We start from the raw sequence: 17,156 nt of genomic DNA on the forward strand, positions 1-17,156 counted from the left end.
GTCTTTAAGGAGGTTCTTATGGAGAAGAAGAGTATAGCCAATGATTTGAATAATGTTAAGAAGGATGACTATTCGAGACGGAACCTTTGGTCTGGGATCTTATTTGGAATTGGCCTCATTGCTTTCATTGATGAAATGGTCTTTCATCAGCTGCTACGGTGGCATCATTTTTACGATTTGTCGACTACAGATATCGGGTTGATCTCAGATGGGTTATTTCATGCCTTTAGTTGGTTTGCAACAATTGGCGGCCTTTTCTTATTTGCTGATTTGAGACGGCGTCATGCCGTGAATATTAAACGGTGGTGGGGCGGGATCTTTCTTGGTGCCGGAGTGTTTCAGCTGTATGATGGGATCATTCAGCATAAGGTGATGCGTATTCACCAGATTCGCTATGTAGAAAATGTCATTGTGTATGATTTGGTATGGAATATCGGTGCAGTTGTCATGATCATTATTGGTATTGTTCTTGTTAAGCGATCTAATCAATCAAGACAAGTAAAGGGGGAATAATTCATGGAAGGTCATCATCATTACCAACACGCTATGGAGCAGACCCGGTTTGTCCTGGCTGAGTGGATTTTAGCCTCTCCCTTTATTGTACTATTTATTTTATATTTGGCCGCTGTCATGATATCTAATCATACTCATAAAAAATGGCCCGTCTACCGAATTGGGTTGTGGACGGCTGGAACAGCTTTAGCGGTCATTTCTGTTCTAGGTCCGTTAGCTAAGCTTGCTCATGAGGATTTTGTTTGGCATATGGCCGGGCATCTATTTTTGGGAATGCTCGCACCTCTCTTCATGGTTCTCGCAGCGCCTATGACCTTGTTCTTACGTACACTTCCTACCCATGCTGCTAGAAAGGTAACAAACGTATTACGAACGAGAGTAGCAGCGTTTTTTACAGACCCAATTATTGCTTCTCTATTAAATGTAGGAGGACTTTGGCTTCTCTATACGACAGACCTCTATCTGATGATGCACGAGATTGTCGCTCTTCATATCTTTATTCATTTCCACGTTTTTTTAGCTGGATATCTATTTACGGTGTCGATGATCTATATCGATCCGATGCCTCATATAAGGAGCTATCTTTATCGTTCAGTAGTATTGGTCCTTGCACTAGCAGGACATGGGATTCTATCAAAATATATTTATGCTAACCCTCCTCAAGGAGTGGAAAGAGCCCAAGCGGAAAGTGGAGGAATGTTAATGTATTACGGCGGAGATGCTGTTGATATCATCATTATTTTCATCCTTTGCTTGCATTGGTATAAGGCAACAAAGCCTAAAGTACAGATGAGTAGGCAATCAACTGCTGAAAGTGTGTAAGAGAGCTTGTTCATATTATGTTCATAAACCTTCGTTATAATAGAGTGAGCACGTATTCTAAATAAACAGAGGTAAGAAGATGAAACATAAGGCATTAACTGTATTAATTATAGAGGACGACCTTCATATTGCTGAGCTGATTCAATTATATATGGAGAAACTAGGCTATTTGACGCTCGTTGCCTATGACGGGGAAGAAGGTCTTGAAGCGTATTTTGATTCTTATCCTAATTTTATTTTCCTAGATATTATGCTGCCCAAGATAAACGGGTGGGAAGTGTGCCGAGACATTAGAAGGGATAACCGGAAGATTCCTATTATTATGCTGACGGGAAAGGGAGAAAGCCAGGATAAGATTAAAGGGCTCCACATCGGTGCAGACGATTATGTGGTGAAGCCTTTTGATCCAAATGAATTGGTTGCTAGAATGAAGGCGGTTATGAGAAGGGCCGATCTGTTAGATGATGAGGAACAGATTATATCTCTCTCAGAGCTTATTATTGATAGGAAGCAATATAAGGCAGCTGTTGGCAGTAAAGAGATGATCATGCCGCCTAAGGAGATGGATTTGATTTATTATCTTGCCAGTCACCCTAATCAAGTGTTCACTCGCCAGCAGCTACTAGATGAGATTTGGGGCTATGCGTTTGATGGAGATCCAAGAACAATCGATGTTCATATTAAACGTATTCGCGAGAAGTTAACAGACGCTGATGCGAAATGGACGATCAAAACGATTCGTGGCGTAGGGTATAAGTTTATGGAGAAGCAAAATGATTAGACATCAAAATATTTTTACAAAGCTGTTCGTCACCTATTTTGTGATTATCCTTGTCTCATTTTTCTTATTTAGTTCAATCTTTCTCTATCTTTTTCATGTGAATATGTATGATGACTTTAAAGAGGGGTTTGATTATTCAAAAGCGAAGATTGAAGGACATTTCGATCTGGCAGCAACAGAAGGCTGGAGCGAGGAGGTCCTTGATGCTTCACTCGACATCAGTTTGAGTCAAATGAATAATAGCATCTTTATTTACAATTCAGAGGCAAACCGTGTATATCAATCGAGCTATGATCAAGCCCCACAGCTTAAAGTCAATGTACATGTGGTTGAAGACCTGCTTAGCGGAGGGGAACTAGCTGAAGGGATGTGGGTGGATAACCGTCTTGTTTATACGTTAGCCGAACCGATTGATGTCAATGCCCCCACACCTCATGTCATGGTCATGGTGTATTATGAATTAGATCATCAGTATAAACAAGTGCTGATCATGATTGGTTTAACCTTCACGATCACTATGTCACTTACAGGATTTATTCTCTGGTTTATCTCAAGAAGGCTGACGGCTCCGTTAAGAGAGATGAATCAAATTGCCCTTCAATTAGCTAAAGGCGATTTTTCTCAACATGTACGAGTTGCTACGAATGATGAGATTGGCCAGTTAGGAACGACCTTTAATTACATGGCAAAAGAGCTCGAGAATATTGAACAGATGAGAACGGACTTTATTACAAATGTGTCCCATGACTTAAGGTCGCCGCTCACATCTATTAAAGGATTTCTAACAGCCCTTCTTGATGGCACAATCGCGGATCATCGTAAAAAACACTATTACGCGATCATGAAAAATGAAACTGAACGTTTAAGCAAGCTGGTAAATGATCTATTAGATATGTCACAGCTTCAACATGGTCATATAACGATCAAGCCAAGCTCCTATAATTTGAGTGAACAAGCTCGTCTTGTTGCAGCAAAAATGGAGCCCCAGCTGCAATCGGCAGAGATCTTTATTGAACTAGAGGAAGAAGCTGGTGATGTGTTTGTGTTCGCTGATAAAGACCGGATTGAACAAGTCTTTATCAATCTAATAGAAAACGCCATCCATCACTCGCCGCCCGATAAGCCTATATACATTCACATTACTGAGGCAGGTGAGAGCGTGAAAGTGAGCATCGAGGATGTAGGAGAGGGCATTAAAAAGGAGGATCTCTCCTACATTTGGGAGAGGTTTTATAAATCTGATAAAGCTCGCTCCAAAAAAGTCGGGACGGGAGTAGGATTGTCCATCGTTAAATCGATAATTGAGCTTCACCAGTCTTCCATTCATGTTAAAAGTGAGGTTGGATTAGGAACGACCTTCACGTTTACATTGCCGCAATCGAATAAGAAAGATGGAGTATAGAAAAAGGTTGGCTTTATAGCTGGCCTTTTTTTGTTCATCTTGTGTTCATATTAGAATGATAATCTATATTTGAAGTTAGGAAGCTAGAAACTATACAAGCTTGAAATTTGCTGAAAGAAAAGAGGAGAATACATGAAAACGATTGCTACATTTGCCTCGAACCGAAAAGGGGTGTGGATCATTTTACTTGCCTGGGTCATTATTGCGGGAGTGCTGAGTCTCGCACCTTCTGCGAAAGACTACACGGTAAATACTGGTGAAAATGACCTTCCAAAAGAGGCCCAATCGGTAATTGCGAAAGAGAAAATTAACCACTATTTTCCTGAGGATAAGGGAATGCTCGGCTTACTCGTTTTTCAAAATGAATCCGGGTTTGATGAATCTACGTTCACAGAGGTCGATCAAGTAAGTGAGTGGATTGGCGAAGAAATCCCCGAAGAACGGTTAGAGTCTGCTATACCATTTCATCAGTTTCCAGCTCATGCGAAGGAGATGTTCTTATCAGAAGATGGTACGACGCTTGTCCTTCCTTTAATGCTTGCAGAACAACTTGAGATGGATGAAATCAATGAGACTGTCATAGCTATAGAAGAGTACAGTTCAACTGTTCTTGATAATGGGAAGCTGATGATCACTGGACCAGCAGGAATTGCTTCAGACACAATTGCTATTTTCTCGAATGCCGATCTCGTTTTATTATTTTCAACCATTGTATTAGTTCTGATCTTGTTAATTATGATCTATCGTTCACCATTGCTTGCTATTATTCCGTTAGTGGCTGTTGCGGTTGTGTATCAGGTGGTGGATCGAGTGCTCGGTATGTTAGCTGCCCAAGGAGCACTTACGATTGAATCACAATCCTTATCGATTGTCATGATCCTCCTATTTGGAGCAACGACAGACTACAGTTTATTTGTCTTTTCACGTTTTCGTGAAGAGCTAAGAAAGCGAGAAAATAAACATGAAGCAATGAATGCTGCTGTCAAAGAAGTGGCCGAGCCGATCTTCTTTAGCGGAGGAACGGTATTTGCTGCGATGCTTGTTTTGTTACTAGCTCAATATGGGCCTTATCAAAACTTTTCGCTTATCTTTGCCATTACGATTGCTATTGTTCTGCTTGCAGGATTAACCTTAATTCCGGCTCTCTTCACGATCGTCGGCCGCCGTTCATTCTGGCCTTTTATTCCGAAAGTAGGAGAAGAGACTTTAGAGAAAAATCGCTTCTGGACAGCGATCGGATCCTTTGTGACTAAAAAGCCTCTGTTAGCAGGTGGCTTAGTGCTTATTTTCTTATTAGTGAATGCGTCTAATGTGTTTAATGCTCAGTACTCATTTAATATTATTCAATCGTTCCCTGAAGATATGAAGTCAAGAATAGGGTTTGAACAGCTAGAAGAACGTTTCCCTCCTGGAGAGCTGGCACCGATCTCTATTTTAATAGAAGCAGAACAAGGGTTTTCATTAACAGATGCAGAGCTTGACTCCATTGAAGCTTTAAATGAACAGCTCCTCCTAATTGATGGGGTAGATTCGACTTCTCTGCCTGATAGAGAGCAAATAAGAGAAGGGAGTGAACATGGAGGAAGTGTACTAAATGAAACAGGAGAAGCATTGAAGTTTGATATGATCATAAGGATGAACCCTTATGATCAGGCGTCACTTGATGTAGTGGATGAATTAATTGATAGGAGAGGTGAGCTGCTCCTTGAAAGCGAACTTGGTGCCGAGTATGAACTCTATATAGGCGGCGAAACAGCTAAATCAGCTGACATCCGAGCACTAAGTAATTGGGATACGTTCGTTATTATCGTTACGGTCACGCTTGTTATTTTTGTCATGCTTATTTTCCATACTAGATCACTAGTTGCACCATTGTATATGATGGCGACGATCCTACTGTCATATGCTTCAGCCTTAGGACTAAGCTGGTTTTTCTTTGAAACTATTTTTGGGTATGAGGGGATGAGCTACCGGATTCCGCTCTATGCATTCGTTTTCCTAGTCGCACTAGGAGTCGATTACAACATCATGCTTATTTCAAGAATTCGGGAGGAGAACAGAAGCTATAGTATAAGAGAAGCAACGAAACGTGGAGTAGCGTTAACAGGCGGTGTAATCTCATCAGCCGGGTTAATACTAGCAGCAACGTTTGGTGTATTAATGACGCAGCCTATTTTAGAGTTATTTATGTTTGGCTTTATTGTCTCAATCGGTATATTGCTTGATGCCTTTTTAGTACGAGGCATGCTTGTTCCAGCGCTTGTGACCTTGTTAAAACAATGGAATTGGTGGCCGTCTAAGGCTAAAAAAGAACAAACAAAAGAGGTGTCAAAATGAATAAAACGAAAGTATTACTAAGATTTTCAGCCCTTTACGCGTTAATTGGAACATTTTTAGGAAGTCATATGGCAGGAGCAGGTTCCATGTTATTTAGAGCCATTCATGCCCACATTTTGCTAGTGGGCTGGCTTTCATTATTTGCCTTTGCGATCTTCTATGCCGTATTTGCTATTCCAAAGCATTCTAAGCTTGCCGCAGCACACGTCTGGACCGCATTGATCGGAAGCTTTGGATTGACATTTGGCATGTGGATGCACTACTTTAAGCCTGAATGGGCACCAGAAACATTCAGCCTCATCTTCTACATTGTAGGAGGAACGGTGTTGATTATTAGCTTCGGACTCTTTACAGTTATTATGTTTGTGTATGGAAGGTATTTAGGAGAAAAAGAATAGTTTCGTTTTTGATTATCCATTGTTTCCTCCGTAGGTATAAAAAAGCCTTTACCAAAACTGGTAAAGGCTCTTTGAATGCCAAAAAGACCTCTACCTAATTATGTTTAGGAATGTAAATTATTATTTTCAGGTTGAAGTTCTGCAGTTGTACATAATTGAATAATTGTAGTTCCTCCTTGAATCTGAGATAATAAAGCAATAACAAATTGGTAGAATTGGATAAAAAGGAAGGTACATATGTCCGAGCAGAATATTACAAGGATAAACTTAGAAGGTAAGGAGCTTATCTTAATTGGTACAGCTCATGTATCTAAGCAAAGTGCTGAGGAAGTAAAGCAAGTCATTGAGGCTGAACAACCGGATTCGGTATGTATTGAATTGGATGAACAGCGTTATCAATCGGTTACAGCTGGCAGTAAATGGAAAGATATGGACATTTTTAAGGTGATTAAGGAAAAGAAAGCGACTCTCCTTTTAATGAACCTATTTATCTCATCTTTCCAAAAACGAATGGCTAAGCAATTTGATATTAAGCCAGGGCAAGAAATGATTCAGGGTATTGAGTCAGCAAAAGAGGTAGGGGCAGATCTTGTGCTTGCAGATCGTAATATTCAAATTACCTTCTCGAGAATTTGGCATGGGGTCGGGTTATGGGGCCGTGCGAAGCTTCTAATGTCGATCGTTTATAGTGTTTTTAACAATGAAGAGATTTCAGAAGAAGAGCTTGAGCGTCTGAAGACAGAAGATATGCTGAACACGATGCTACATGATCTAACGGTCTCATTCCCGAGACTTAAAAAGCCGTTAATTGATGAACGAGATCAGTATCTTGCTCAAAAGATTAAAGAAGCACCAGGGGATAAAGTCGTTGCCGTTCTAGGGGCTGCCCATGTTCCGGGAATTAAAGAAGAAATTAAGAAAGACCATGATCTAGATAAATTAAATGAAAGACCTAAAAAGTCAGTAGCTCCGACCATTGTTGCTTGGATGATTCCACTGCTCATACTAGGTATGATTGGATATGCTTTTTATACCAATCCTGAAGTAGGAACCAATCTAACCTTAAGTTGGGTGCTATGGAATAGTGCTTTTGCAGCTATTGGAGCAGCTGTTGCGTTTGGTCATCCATTGACGATTGTAACGGCACTCGTTTTAGCTCCGCTGACCTCATTGTATCCGTTGCTTGCAGCCGGTTGGTTTGCTGGGATTGTGGAAGCCTATATACGAAAGCCTAAAGTGGGAGATTTTGAGAGCTTATCGGATGATGTCTTTACTGTAAAAGGATTCTGGCGAAACAATGTTACCCGTATTTTACTCGTTGTTGTGTTAACGAATTTAGGTAGTACACTCGGTACGATTATTGGTGGGGCCGATGTAGTTCGAATCTTCATTCAAAATATTTTTGGATAGTGGTCGAGTGTTTTGACGATCATTAGGTAGGAAGTAAGGTGAAAAATATGTCAGTCATTGATTTTAAAGCCGCTCAAAAATGGGCGAAAATACCAAAGGACTTTCAGAAACAACTAATAGAAAATGTCTTTTGTAGTAAATGTGGCGTTACTACGATTGTAAACTATACGTTAAAAGATTGTAGCTAGAGTTGTTGAAGATAATTAGAAATGAAACGAGAAAAACGCCCCGTCCTGAGCTCATGTCAGACGGGGCGTTTTTCTTATTCTACGTTTGCAATCCTCTCTAAAATGTCACCGTATTGTTCTTCGTATTTTTCATACACAGGCTCAACTTGTTGGCGGAAGGCCTCTAAATCTAGTTCCTCAGCTGAAACAATCTCAATTCCGTTATCTAGTAATTGTTGTTTTTGGTCTTCCTCAAGTCCTTGAGAAATCTCTCTTTGAGTTTGGGCGAACTCTTTCCCGAGAGTAATAATCGTTTCCTGGATGTCTTCGGGTAGTGATGTGTATAAGTCATCATTCATCAAAAGAGTAGCAGATGCGTAGTAAAGACCCGCTTCTGTAAGGTGGTCGACCTGCTCATAAACATTCGTACTCCAAATCACACCGTATGAGAAATCTGATCCGTCTATAACGCCCTGTTGCAATCCTCCGTATACTTCCGGAAAAGCCATTGGTGTTGCATTCGTTCCAAGTGCGCTATATGTATCTAGTAAAATATCACTTTCAATGGTGCGCATTTTTAAGCCTTTAAGATCTTCTGGTGTAAGTACTGGATGTTTATTGTTGGCAATATGACGTTGCCCGTTTTCCCAGAAAGCAATCCCCTTTAATCCGGCATCACTCATTTTATCAAGCAACTCTTGACCAATTTCTCCGTCTAGAGTGTTGTAAGCATGCTCTAAATCTCTAAATAAAAACGGGAATTCAATGGCAGTGACATCCGGTACAAAGTTTGTCACGACTCCCGTTGTGATGACACTCATATCTAGATTCTGTAATTGTACGCCTTCGAGTAATTCACGCTCTCCACCAAGCGCCCCGTTTCCATAAATCTCAAATTGTACCTGGCCATCTGTTGCTTCTTCAACGGCTTCTGCATATTCCTCAAAACCAAGGGAATAAGCTTCCTCAGGTGGTGCAATATGTCCTACTTTTAAAGTAATCACGTCATCAGATGCGGTGTTTTCTGCAGCTTCTGCTTCAGATGTAGCACTATCTGCGCCCCCACACGCAGTTAACCATAGTAAACAAGTAGCTGTTGATACGATTGATAAGATTTTTCTCTTTTTCATCTTCTCTCCCCCTACTAAATCTTTAACACTTAAAAGCGTTGAATTGATAATGTATTGCCTATTATAAACTATGTTAGATCATTTTACACTAATTATTTGAATTTTTTGTTATCTCTTTGGTTTTATTTCGCTAAGCAAAATATTTGAAAGTAAGATAAAACCTCTTTATGATAGAACAAACCGTAAAAGGTTTTAATCGTTAGGAGGAATGTAAGATGAATGAACAATATAAATCTTTGTTTACTAACTATACATTTAAACGCGGGGTAGAGCTGAAAAATAGAGTAATGATGGCCCCTATGACGAACTTTGCTTCAGATGAACAGGGAAAGGTAACTGATGCTGAATTAGATTACTATAGAGAACGTTCAGGTGGTGTAGGAGCGGTTATTACGGCTGTTGCTTACGTAACACGTGATGGAAAAGGATTTCAAAATGAAATTAGTGCCGATTCAGATGAAATGATTCAAAGCTTAAAGAGATTAGCAGATACGATTAAAGGAGAAGGAGCGAAAGCTATTCTGCAAATTTTCCATGCGGGAAGAATGGCTCCTAAAGAAGAACTTGTAGGAGATCAGCCTGTAAGTGCAAGTGACGTGGCTGCTCTGCGACCAGGTGCGATTACACCAAGAGAACTAACAAATTCGGAGGTCGAAACGATTATTCAAGCTTTCGGAGGTGCAACTCGCCGTGCTATTGAAGCTGGATTTGATGGAGTAGAGATTCACGGTGCCAATACGTATCTCATTCAACAATTCTTCTCACCTCACTCAAACCGTCGCAACGATAAGTGGGGAGGAAGTGTAGAGAGTCGAATGACGTTTCCTCTTGCTGTCATTGAGACAGTAAAAGAAACAGTAGCGACTCATGCCAGAGAGCCGTTTATTATAGGATACAGAATTTCTCCTGAGGAAATGGAGAACCCTGGGATTACAATGGAGGATACATTAACATTTGTGGATGTATTAGCAGATCAGGACCTTGATTATCTTCATATCTCTGTTCAAGATTTCTGGCAAGGCTCGATTCGAGATGAAGAGGATAAGGAGTCGCGTGTTACCCTCATTTCGAAACGTGTAGGTGACAAGGTACCAATTATCGGAGTTGGATTGCTTAAAACCCCAGACGAAGTAAAAGAAGCTCTAGATTCGGGAGTGCCATTTGTGAGCTTAGGAAGAGAGTTAATTATGGAACCTAAATGGGTCGAAAAAGTACAAGCAGGCAGAGAGTCTGAAATTAAGACTACCGTAACAAAGAATGATCAAGAAAAATTAGTTGTGCCGGATGTTCTTTGGAGTGCGATTATGAACACTCCTGGCTGGTTCCCTGTAGAAGAATAAGCAATTTGGCACCTGCACTTAGCGTGTAGGTGCTTTTTAAGTTATTAGACCGAAATTCACTCAAATAGGCATTAACCTTTGTTAGATCACCTACATAAACTGATTAAAAGATTATGAGAGGGTGATTTGGTGAAGGGATCAATTCGGAACTATTATGCTGGGGGGAACACAGCTAAGGGGTTCTATAGCCTTTATGATTCGGCTATTGATGGACTGGATCGATTGTTTATTTTAAAGGGTGGTCCAGGTACTGGGAAGTCAACGTTAATGAAGGCAATCGGCCAAGAAATGGTCGATAAAGGATTTGATATTGAATTTTTACACTGCTCCTCTGATACCAATTCAATCGATGGTGTCATTGTGCCTAAATACGGAATTGGAATAGTTGATGGCACGGCCCCACATGTGATTGAACCGAAGGCGCCTGGTGTAGTAGAAGAATATGTGAATTTAGGTGTTGCGTGGGATACAGATAAATTAATGCCTCATAAAGAAGAGATTCTCACCTTGAATGCCGACATCTCTCATGCTTTCCATACAGCTTATGATACATTTGCTGCTTCCTTACGAGCTCACGATGATATTGAAGACATATATATAAGCAATATGGATTTTGCCAAAGCTGATCAACTCGCCACAGAACTAATCAATCTGTTTTACGGAGACGACAATCTAGGGAAAGATGCTAATGTGAAACATCGATTCCTAGGTGCAGCTACACCAGTAGGGGCAGTAGATCATATTCAAAACTTAACAGCTGATATTCAAGATCGTTACTTTATTAAAGGGCGGGCAGGCTCTGGGAAATCAACGATGTTAAAGAAAATTGCAGCCGCTGGTGAGGAAAAAGGATTTGATGTTGAAGTCTATCACTGTGGATTTGATCCAAATAGTCTTGATATGGTCATTATTAGAGAGAAAAGCATTGCAATCTTTGATAGCACGGCCCCACATGAATACTTCCCGGAGCGTGAGGGGGATCATATCGTTGACGTATATGAACAGTGTATCACTCCAGGTACTGATGAGTTGTACGCAGAGGAAATAGCAAGAACGACTAAATCGTATAAGGACAAAATGAAAGAAGCTATCACCTATTTAGCAAACGCCAAAATGTTAAGAGATCAGCTTGAAGCCATTTATATTAAAGCGATGGATTTCAATAAAGTAGATCAGATCAAAGAAGACATTCTAAGGGAATTTAATCAACATATTTCAAAGTAGATTAAACGGGTACTGCTCTTATGTCGAGAGTAAGTACCTATTTTTACGTTAATTAAACGTTTATTTAACGAAGGTGAAATCCTATAGCGACTATGGTAAGATTTGAACAAACTTCTAGAATTGAGGGAAATGGATGTATGATCCAACGATTTTTGAAAACTTGAAAGTGGCAATTGAAAACCATATTTATGACTTAGATAACCTAGATCAAATAATTCAAATTCATAATAGAGTTGATCGACTTGAAATGGCTGTGATGGCTCGGGAGTTTGCGCTACGATTCTCGCTTAGGGAACGCTCCAAACTACAAGTGGAAATTAACTTAGTGGCATCTGTGAAGGATTTAGCGGCAGAGATTCTTGAGTCGGATGACCAAACAATTGGCTGTGAATTAAAGGTGAAGTTTTTCTTGGAAGTGGAAGATGTGGATCGTCAGTGTCGAGAAATTGAAGAAACATTAACTGAAATCTGGAAACCAGAGCTAGAGCAATCTATCAAACAAAAGCTTGAATTTTACTATCAGGAGCAAGGGTCAAGTTATCATAATACGGTTATTATTACATTTCCAACAAAAATTAATGAAGAACAAATGGAGCAATTGCCGGAATTTATTGATCATGTCTTAGTGAGCCTTAAGCAATTACAGGCGATTAAGTGAGGGGATAGGTATGAGGCCGATTGAAAAAGCATTAGCTACCATCCAACAAACGGAAATTTCCTTTCCTTGTCAAGAAGATGCATTGGAAGAAGCAATGGATACATATACAACATTTTACGGAGTCAAGCTAACCGATATTAAGCACTCTTATGGCTATGTAATGATTAATCAGCATAGAGTTTTTCTGCAATCTTTTAAACCAAAGAGACATCAAGCGACTATATTACTTGTTCATGGTTATTTTGATCATACAGGATCAATGAGTCACCTAATCAATTTTTTGACCACTAATGGCTATCATGTCTGGAGCTATGATTTAACTGGCCATGGACTTTCTGGTGGTGAACGTATCTCCATTGATGATTTTTCATATTACCAAGAAGTTTTGGTTGAAGTTAGTGAAAAGTATGTCATGAACGAATACCATCCAACCTACTTGGTTGCACACAGTACAGGAGCTGCAATCTCATTGAATATCCTCACGCAACAACCTCATACCTTTAATAAAGTTGTGATGCTCGCTCCATTAATTCGTTCTTACGCCTGGCATGCTTCGATAGTAGGGAAGAAAATGATCCCTTCATTTATTAAACATACGAAACGGTATTATCGAAAAAACACCTCCAATAGAGAGTATCACTCATTTGTTAAACAGGATCCATTGCAACATCATCAAGTCTCTCTCAAATGGTTAAATGCGCTCTTTTTATGGAATCAGAAAGTAAAGGTGTATTCAAAGTCTGACCAAAGCGTTCTAGTAATCCAAGGGGATGAGGATCGAACAGTCGACTGGAGATTTAACTGCGCATTTATACACCAAAAGCTTCCTGAAAGTAACATTATCTTAGTAAGCGGGGCTAATCACCAGTTAATGAATGAACATCAACAACTAAGAGACCAAATTTTTTATTTAATGAAGCAATATCTTGAAGAATAGAGTCTTTCACCTATCGAAAGGCTTTTTTGTTTGCATGAAAGCTACATAGGGGATGAATAGACAGGGGATAATGTAGTGGTTCCTCAAGCATTTGCTTTTATATTGTCAAACAATTATAATAATTAAAATGATTAATATGGAATGGTTGTTCCGAATAGTGGAATAGGAGGGTTGATATGGGAGGCATACAACAAAATAGAACGATTGAACCGTTAAGTGATACATCGATTATCGTGACCTTTGGAAGGGAGATTAACTCTTCGATACATAATGAAGTGCAGGCATTTAATCATTATCTTGATCAATTTCCTTTTAAAGGATTTATTGAGTATGTGTCTGCGTTTACAAGCGTAACCATTTTTTATGACCCAATAATAGTTCGAGAAAATAGAGGGGATGCTGAGTTTCGTTCTGCATACGAAATCGTGCATTCTTTTGTAGAGCATGGTCTGAATCAGATGGAACGAGATGTCGTGCAAAAGACTAGAGAGATTGAGATCCCAGTTTGTTATGGGGGAGAATATGGAGAAGATCTAGAGGTAGTTGCAAGACATAATAATCTAACTACCGATGCGGTCATTAATATCCATTCAAAAGGTGACTATCTTGTCTACATGATTGGATTTGCCCCGGGATTCCCATACTTAGGCGGGATGTCTAAGGAAATTGCAACCCCTCGTAGATCAAATCCTAGAACGTCTATTCCAAGGGGATCAGTTGGTATCGCAGGAGAGCAGACGGGAGTTTATTCACTAGATACACCAGGTGGCTGGCAGATTATAGGACGCACACCATTAGAACTTTTTCGTCCCAATGATAATCCACCTACTTTATTGAAACCGGGTGATAAGATTCAGTTCAAACCAATCACTTTAGCAGAATATAACGAGTACAAGGAGAAGATTACATGAGTATAAAAGTACTTCGCCCTGGACTACTTACGACGATTCAAGATTTAGGAAGAGTTGGCTATCAAAAATATGGTGTGATCGTTAGCGGGGCGATGGACGCTTACGCACTGCGAATGGCAAATCTCTTAGTTGGAAACAGCGAAACAATGGCAGCTCTTGAGATCACAATGGCTGGTCCTACACTTGAGGTTCAACAAGATACGTTATTAGCGGTTACCGGAGGACAACTTTCACCAAGTATTGGGAATTATCAACTACCTTCATGGCGACCGGTTTTTGTGAAAAAAGGTAGTGTCATTAGGTTCGGCAAATGTATAAGTGGGTGCCGGTCATACCTAGCATTTGCTGGAGGATTTAATACCGAGAAGGTAATGGGAAGCCAAAGCACTTATTTGCGTGCGGAAATTGGTGGCTATAAAGGTCGTACCTTAAAAGAAGGAGACATCCTATCTTTAAATAACCAAACATCACCACTTGCCGATCACTTTACAGCACTTTTTTCGAGGGATACAAAAAAATCATTTTATGCGCCGGCTTGGCGGGTGAGAACTTCAATTCAGCCACAAAAGAAAGAAACGGTTATTCGTGTTCTCACTGGAACGCACTATACACAATTCGACTCAGACTCACAAGAGCAATTTTTCACGAAAACGTTTACGATCTCTCCTCAGTCTGATCGGATGGGTTATCGATTACGAGGTCCCGAATTGAAGCTAGATGAGACATTTGAAGTCCTATCCGAAGCGGTAGCATTAGGGACTGTTCAAGTACCTGCAGATGGAAACCCTATCATCCTTTTAGCTGATCGCCAAACAACGGGAGGTTACCCTAGAATGGGACAAGTCATTAATGTAGACATCCCGCTTCTCGCACAATTAAAGCCCGGTGATACCATTGCGTTTAAAAAAATAAGCTTAATGGAAGCAGAAGAACTGTACATCGGTCTTGAAAAGGAATTAAATGACGTTAGGGTAGGAATGTTAGTAAAGAGACATGAAAAGACCCCGTAAAACGGGGGTTATCTGTAGCCAAGCGCATGCGAGATTTTCGCAGCTGAAGCTTTTACCTTTTGAATCATCTTAGCAAGTTGTTGTTCATCAAAACGATCAGAAGGACCTGCAATACTAAGTCCACCTGCAATTTGCCCTTTGTAATCAAAAATAGGAGCTGCCAGAGCAGTTGTTCCATTCTCAAGCTCGGAATGGCTCACTGTATAGCCTTCTAGTCGTGAGGTGTTTAATACTTCACGAAGTAAAGTCGGGTCTGTAATTGTACCTTCTCCATAAGAGAGTAAGGCTTGTCCTTTTAAATAATTCTCCATCTCTTCTTCGGACAAATGAGCTAGGATAATTCGCGAACAAGCACCTGCATATAAAGGGGAACGTCTTCCGACTTTTGTGAACAGTCTAACCGGATGCGATGTGTCAAGCTTTTCAATGTATAGCGCTTCTGCTCGATCTTTAATGGTTAAATTAACGGCTTCACCAATCTCATCACGTAGGTCTTTCATTATTGGGAGAGCAAGTTGTCTTAAATCAATACGATCAGAAACAAGCTGACCAAATTCAAGAAAAATCATGCCTAATGAATACGTTCCGGTATGATCTTTTTGAAGCAAGCCTACTTCTTCAAGAGAGACAATCATACGGTGGGTAGAAGTTTTAGGAAGACCGGTTAACTCAACCATTTCATTTAGAGTAAGCGACGAACGAGTACGAAAAAGATCTAGGAGCTTCATGGATTTTACGACGGTTTTATTAATATTTTGCAAAAGAAACGCTCCTTTATTTATGGGTTATCTATTTTATTTATTGTATTAAACGAGTTCGTAGCTGTCTACATCTGAGAATGAAGTGAGCTATTTCAAATAAGAAAATGAAAGGGTGAAAAAAATGAAGCAAAATCCAATTGAAGAACAACAAGAAAACATGACAGCTAAACAACGATTAAGTGCGATGATGGGGGCTGCCTTTTTAATGGCAACTTCAGCCATTGGACCTGGATTTCTAACACAAACAGCCGTATTCACGGAACAATTGCTTGCAAGCTTTGCCTTCATCATTCTTGCTTCCATTATTTTAGATATTGGAGCTCAGATGAATATTTGGAGAATTATTGCCGTCTCAAGAATGCGAGGTCAAGAAATCGCTAATGCTGTTCTCCCCGGTCTTGGGTACGTTGTAGCCTTTTTTATTGTATTAGGTGGACTTGCCTTTAATATCGGAAATGTAGCCGGCGGTGGCCTTGGGGTCAATGCTTTAATGGGGCTTGATACAACCGTTGGTGCCATTATGACTGGAGTTATTTGTATCCTTATCTTCTCCTTAAAAGAAGCAAATGTGGCGATGGATAAGATCGTTCGTTATCTTGGGGCTTTAATGATTTTACTAACATTGTATGTGATGTTTGTTAGTAACCCTCCATACGCTGAGGCAGCACTTCGTACAGTTGTTCCACTTGAATTGGATTTCTTAGCATTGATTACGGTGGTAGGAGGAACGGTAGGTGGATATATTACATTCGCTGGAGGTCACCGTCTGCTTGAAGCGGGTATTTCCGGGAAAGAAAATATTAGCCATGTGACAAAGACTGCCGTATCAGGGATTGTTGTTGCTTCTGTTATGCGTTTTATTTTATTTTTAGCTGTACTAGGTGTGGTTTCAGCTGGCTTTGCGTTGAATGCTGATAATCCTACTGCTTCTGTTTTCCAAATTGCAGCTGGTGAAGTAGGCTATCGTATTTTTGGTTTAGTATTGTGGGCTGCTGGTATCACATCTGTTATCGGAGCTGCTTACACATCTGTATCTTTTTTAACGACGTTTCATTCAAGCATTGAAAAGAATAAAAATTACTGGACGATTGGATTTATTGTGTTCTCAACAATTGTTTTTGCACTAATTGGCCGTCCTGTTACATTACTTATTTTAGCTGGAGCATTTAATGGCTTAATTCTTCCATTAACACTTTCATGTGTATTACTAGCAGCACATCGTTCAAAGATCGTCGGCGATTACAAACATCCAATTTGGATGACGATATTTGGTGCAATTATCGTATTGTTAACGACGTATTTAGGAATCCATACGTTAACTCAAATGATTCCACAATTATTCCAATAATCAAGAA

The 17,156-nt window shown here is 40.0% G+C and carries 16 protein-coding genes; 14 read left to right on the top strand and 2 right to left on the bottom strand.

What is annotated here, in order from left to right:
- Positions 1–18: 18 nt before the first annotated feature.
- The 7 genes from RYX56_RS15295 (at position 19) to RYX56_RS15325 (ending at position 7,663) form a co-directional block, all read left to right on the top strand.
- Positions 19–513 carry a DUF2243 domain-containing protein gene (locus tag RYX56_RS15295; protein WP_317122921.1) on the top strand — a complete coding sequence of 165 codons (495 nt, stop codon included), beginning with the start codon at positions 19–21 and terminating at the stop codon, positions 511–513.
- A 3-nt stretch (positions 514–516) separates the two neighbouring features.
- Complete coding sequence (locus RYX56_RS15300; protein ID WP_317122922.1) at positions 517–1,335, top strand: cytochrome c oxidase assembly protein; 819 nt, start codon at positions 517–519, stop codon at positions 1,333–1,335.
- A 79-nt stretch (positions 1,336–1,414) separates the two neighbouring features.
- Entirely contained in the window at positions 1,415–2,116 is a 702-nt protein-coding gene (locus RYX56_RS15305; protein ID WP_317122923.1) for a response regulator transcription factor, read from the top strand.
- Positions 2,109–3,518 carry a sensor histidine kinase gene (locus tag RYX56_RS15310; protein WP_317122924.1) on the top strand — a complete coding sequence of 470 codons (1,410 nt, stop codon included), beginning with the start codon at positions 2,109–2,111 and terminating at the stop codon, positions 3,516–3,518. The genes RYX56_RS15305 and RYX56_RS15310 overlap by 8 nt, the downstream gene beginning before the upstream one ends.
- A 132-nt stretch (positions 3,519–3,650) precedes the next feature.
- A complete protein-coding gene (locus tag RYX56_RS15315) occupies positions 3,651–5,855 on the top strand; it encodes an MMPL family transporter (protein ID WP_317122925.1) in 2,205 nt (734 codons plus the stop codon).
- Positions 5,852–6,253: a hypothetical protein gene (locus RYX56_RS15320; protein WP_317122926.1), complete on the top strand. Its 402-nt coding sequence runs from the start codon at positions 5,852–5,854 to the stop codon at positions 6,251–6,253. The genes RYX56_RS15315 and RYX56_RS15320 overlap by 4 nt, the downstream gene beginning before the upstream one ends.
- 237 nt (positions 6,254–6,490) lie before the next feature.
- Entirely contained in the window at positions 6,491–7,663 is a 1,173-nt protein-coding gene (locus RYX56_RS15325; protein WP_317122927.1) for a TraB/GumN family protein, read from the top strand.
- A gap of 262 nt (positions 7,664–7,925) precedes the next feature.
- Here RYX56_RS15325 and dctP read toward each other — a convergent pair whose 3' ends face one another.
- Positions 7,926–8,960, bottom strand: a complete 1,035-nt coding sequence (gene dctP, locus RYX56_RS15330) for a TRAP transporter substrate-binding protein DctP (protein ID WP_317122928.1) — start codon at positions 8,958–8,960, stop codon at positions 7,926–7,928.
- A 215-nt stretch (positions 8,961–9,175) separates the two neighbouring features.
- On the opposite strand from dctP, the gene RYX56_RS15335 reads away from it, so the two are divergent.
- The 6 genes from RYX56_RS15335 to RYX56_RS15360 all read left to right on the top strand — a co-directional run bounded on the left by RYX56_RS15335 (position 9,176) and on the right by RYX56_RS15360 (position 15,040).
- Positions 9,176–10,300 carry an NADH-dependent flavin oxidoreductase gene (locus tag RYX56_RS15335; RefSeq protein WP_317122929.1) on the top strand — a complete coding sequence of 375 codons (1,125 nt, stop codon included), beginning with the start codon at positions 9,176–9,178 and terminating at the stop codon, positions 10,298–10,300.
- Between the two features lie 129 nt (positions 10,301–10,429).
- Positions 10,430–11,524 (top strand): PRK06851 family protein, encoded by a 1,095-nt coding sequence (locus RYX56_RS15340; RefSeq protein ID WP_317122930.1) that lies wholly within the window; start codon positions 10,430–10,432, stop codon positions 11,522–11,524.
- A gap of 133 nt (positions 11,525–11,657) precedes the next feature.
- Positions 11,658–12,182 carry a hypothetical protein gene (locus tag RYX56_RS15345; protein WP_317122931.1) on the top strand — a complete coding sequence of 175 codons (525 nt, stop codon included), beginning with the start codon at positions 11,658–11,660 and terminating at the stop codon, positions 12,180–12,182.
- Between the two features lie 10 nt (positions 12,183–12,192).
- Positions 12,193–13,119 carry an alpha/beta hydrolase gene (locus RYX56_RS15350; protein WP_317122932.1) on the top strand — a complete coding sequence of 309 codons (927 nt, stop codon included), beginning with the start codon at positions 12,193–12,195 and terminating at the stop codon, positions 13,117–13,119.
- A 176-nt stretch (positions 13,120–13,295) separates the two neighbouring features.
- Positions 13,296–14,030 (top strand): 5-oxoprolinase subunit PxpB, encoded by a 735-nt coding sequence (pxpB, locus tag RYX56_RS15355; RefSeq protein ID WP_317122933.1) that lies wholly within the window; start codon positions 13,296–13,298, stop codon positions 14,028–14,030.
- The gene (locus tag RYX56_RS15360; protein ID WP_317122934.1) at positions 14,027–15,040 is read left to right on the top strand and encodes a 5-oxoprolinase subunit C family protein; all 1,014 of its coding nucleotides are present in this window, start codon (positions 14,027–14,029) and stop codon (positions 15,038–15,040) included. The genes pxpB and RYX56_RS15360 overlap by 4 nt, the downstream gene beginning before the upstream one ends.
- A gap of 8 nt (positions 15,041–15,048) precedes the next feature.
- On the opposite strand, the gene RYX56_RS15365 is transcribed toward RYX56_RS15360, so the two are convergent.
- The gene (locus tag RYX56_RS15365) at positions 15,049–15,801 is read right to left on the bottom strand and encodes an IclR family transcriptional regulator (protein WP_317122935.1); all 753 of its coding nucleotides are present in this window, start codon (positions 15,799–15,801) and stop codon (positions 15,049–15,051) included.
- Between the two features lie 121 nt (positions 15,802–15,922).
- Here RYX56_RS15365 and RYX56_RS15370 point away from each other — a divergent pair, with 121 nt between their 5' ends.
- Positions 15,923–17,149 carry an NRAMP family divalent metal transporter gene (locus RYX56_RS15370; RefSeq protein ID WP_317122936.1) on the top strand — a complete coding sequence of 409 codons (1,227 nt, stop codon included), beginning with the start codon at positions 15,923–15,925 and terminating at the stop codon, positions 17,147–17,149.
- Positions 17,150–17,156 lie beyond the last annotated feature (7 nt).

Origin of the sequence: Alkalihalophilus lindianensis (assembly GCF_032843265.1) — a bacterium.
Classification (GTDB): Bacteria; Bacillota; Bacilli; order Bacillales; family Bacillaceae_D; genus Alkalihalophilus; species Alkalihalophilus lindianensis.

What these genes read in the sequence shown, in the direction of transcription:
- RYX56_RS15335 (WP_317122929.1), top strand. Translation starts at nt 9,176, where the DNA reads ATGAATGAACAATATAAATCTTTGTTTACTAACTATACATTTAAACGC.
- RYX56_RS15315 (WP_317122925.1), top strand. Translation starts at nt 3,651, where the DNA reads ATGAAAACGATTGCTACATTTGCCTCGAACCGAAAAGGGGTGTGGATC.
- dctP (WP_317122928.1), bottom strand. Translation starts at nt 8,960, where the DNA reads ATGAAAAAGAGAAAAATCTTATCAATCGTATCAACAGCTACTTGTTTA.
- RYX56_RS15370 (WP_317122936.1), top strand. Translation starts at nt 15,923, where the DNA reads ATGAAGCAAAATCCAATTGAAGAACAACAAGAAAACATGACAGCTAAA.
- RYX56_RS15345 (WP_317122931.1), top strand. Translation starts at nt 11,658, where the DNA reads ATGTATGATCCAACGATTTTTGAAAACTTGAAAGTGGCAATTGAAAAC.
- RYX56_RS15350 (WP_317122932.1), top strand. Translation starts at nt 12,193, where the DNA reads ATGAGGCCGATTGAAAAAGCATTAGCTACCATCCAACAAACGGAAATT.
- RYX56_RS15300 (WP_317122922.1), top strand. Translation starts at nt 517, where the DNA reads ATGGAAGGTCATCATCATTACCAACACGCTATGGAGCAGACCCGGTTT.
- pxpB (WP_317122933.1), top strand. Translation starts at nt 13,296, where the DNA reads ATGGGAGGCATACAACAAAATAGAACGATTGAACCGTTAAGTGATACA.
- RYX56_RS15295 (WP_317122921.1), top strand. Translation starts at nt 19, where the DNA reads ATGGAGAAGAAGAGTATAGCCAATGATTTGAATAATGTTAAGAAGGAT.
- RYX56_RS15360 (WP_317122934.1), top strand. Translation starts at nt 14,027, where the DNA reads ATGAGTATAAAAGTACTTCGCCCTGGACTACTTACGACGATTCAAGAT.
- RYX56_RS15325 (WP_317122927.1), top strand. Translation starts at nt 6,491, where the DNA reads ATGTCCGAGCAGAATATTACAAGGATAAACTTAGAAGGTAAGGAGCTT.
- RYX56_RS15310 (WP_317122924.1), top strand. Translation starts at nt 2,109, where the DNA reads ATGATTAGACATCAAAATATTTTTACAAAGCTGTTCGTCACCTATTTT.
- RYX56_RS15320 (WP_317122926.1), top strand. Translation starts at nt 5,852, where the DNA reads ATGAATAAAACGAAAGTATTACTAAGATTTTCAGCCCTTTACGCGTTA.
- RYX56_RS15305 (WP_317122923.1), top strand. Translation starts at nt 1,415, where the DNA reads ATGAAACATAAGGCATTAACTGTATTAATTATAGAGGACGACCTTCAT.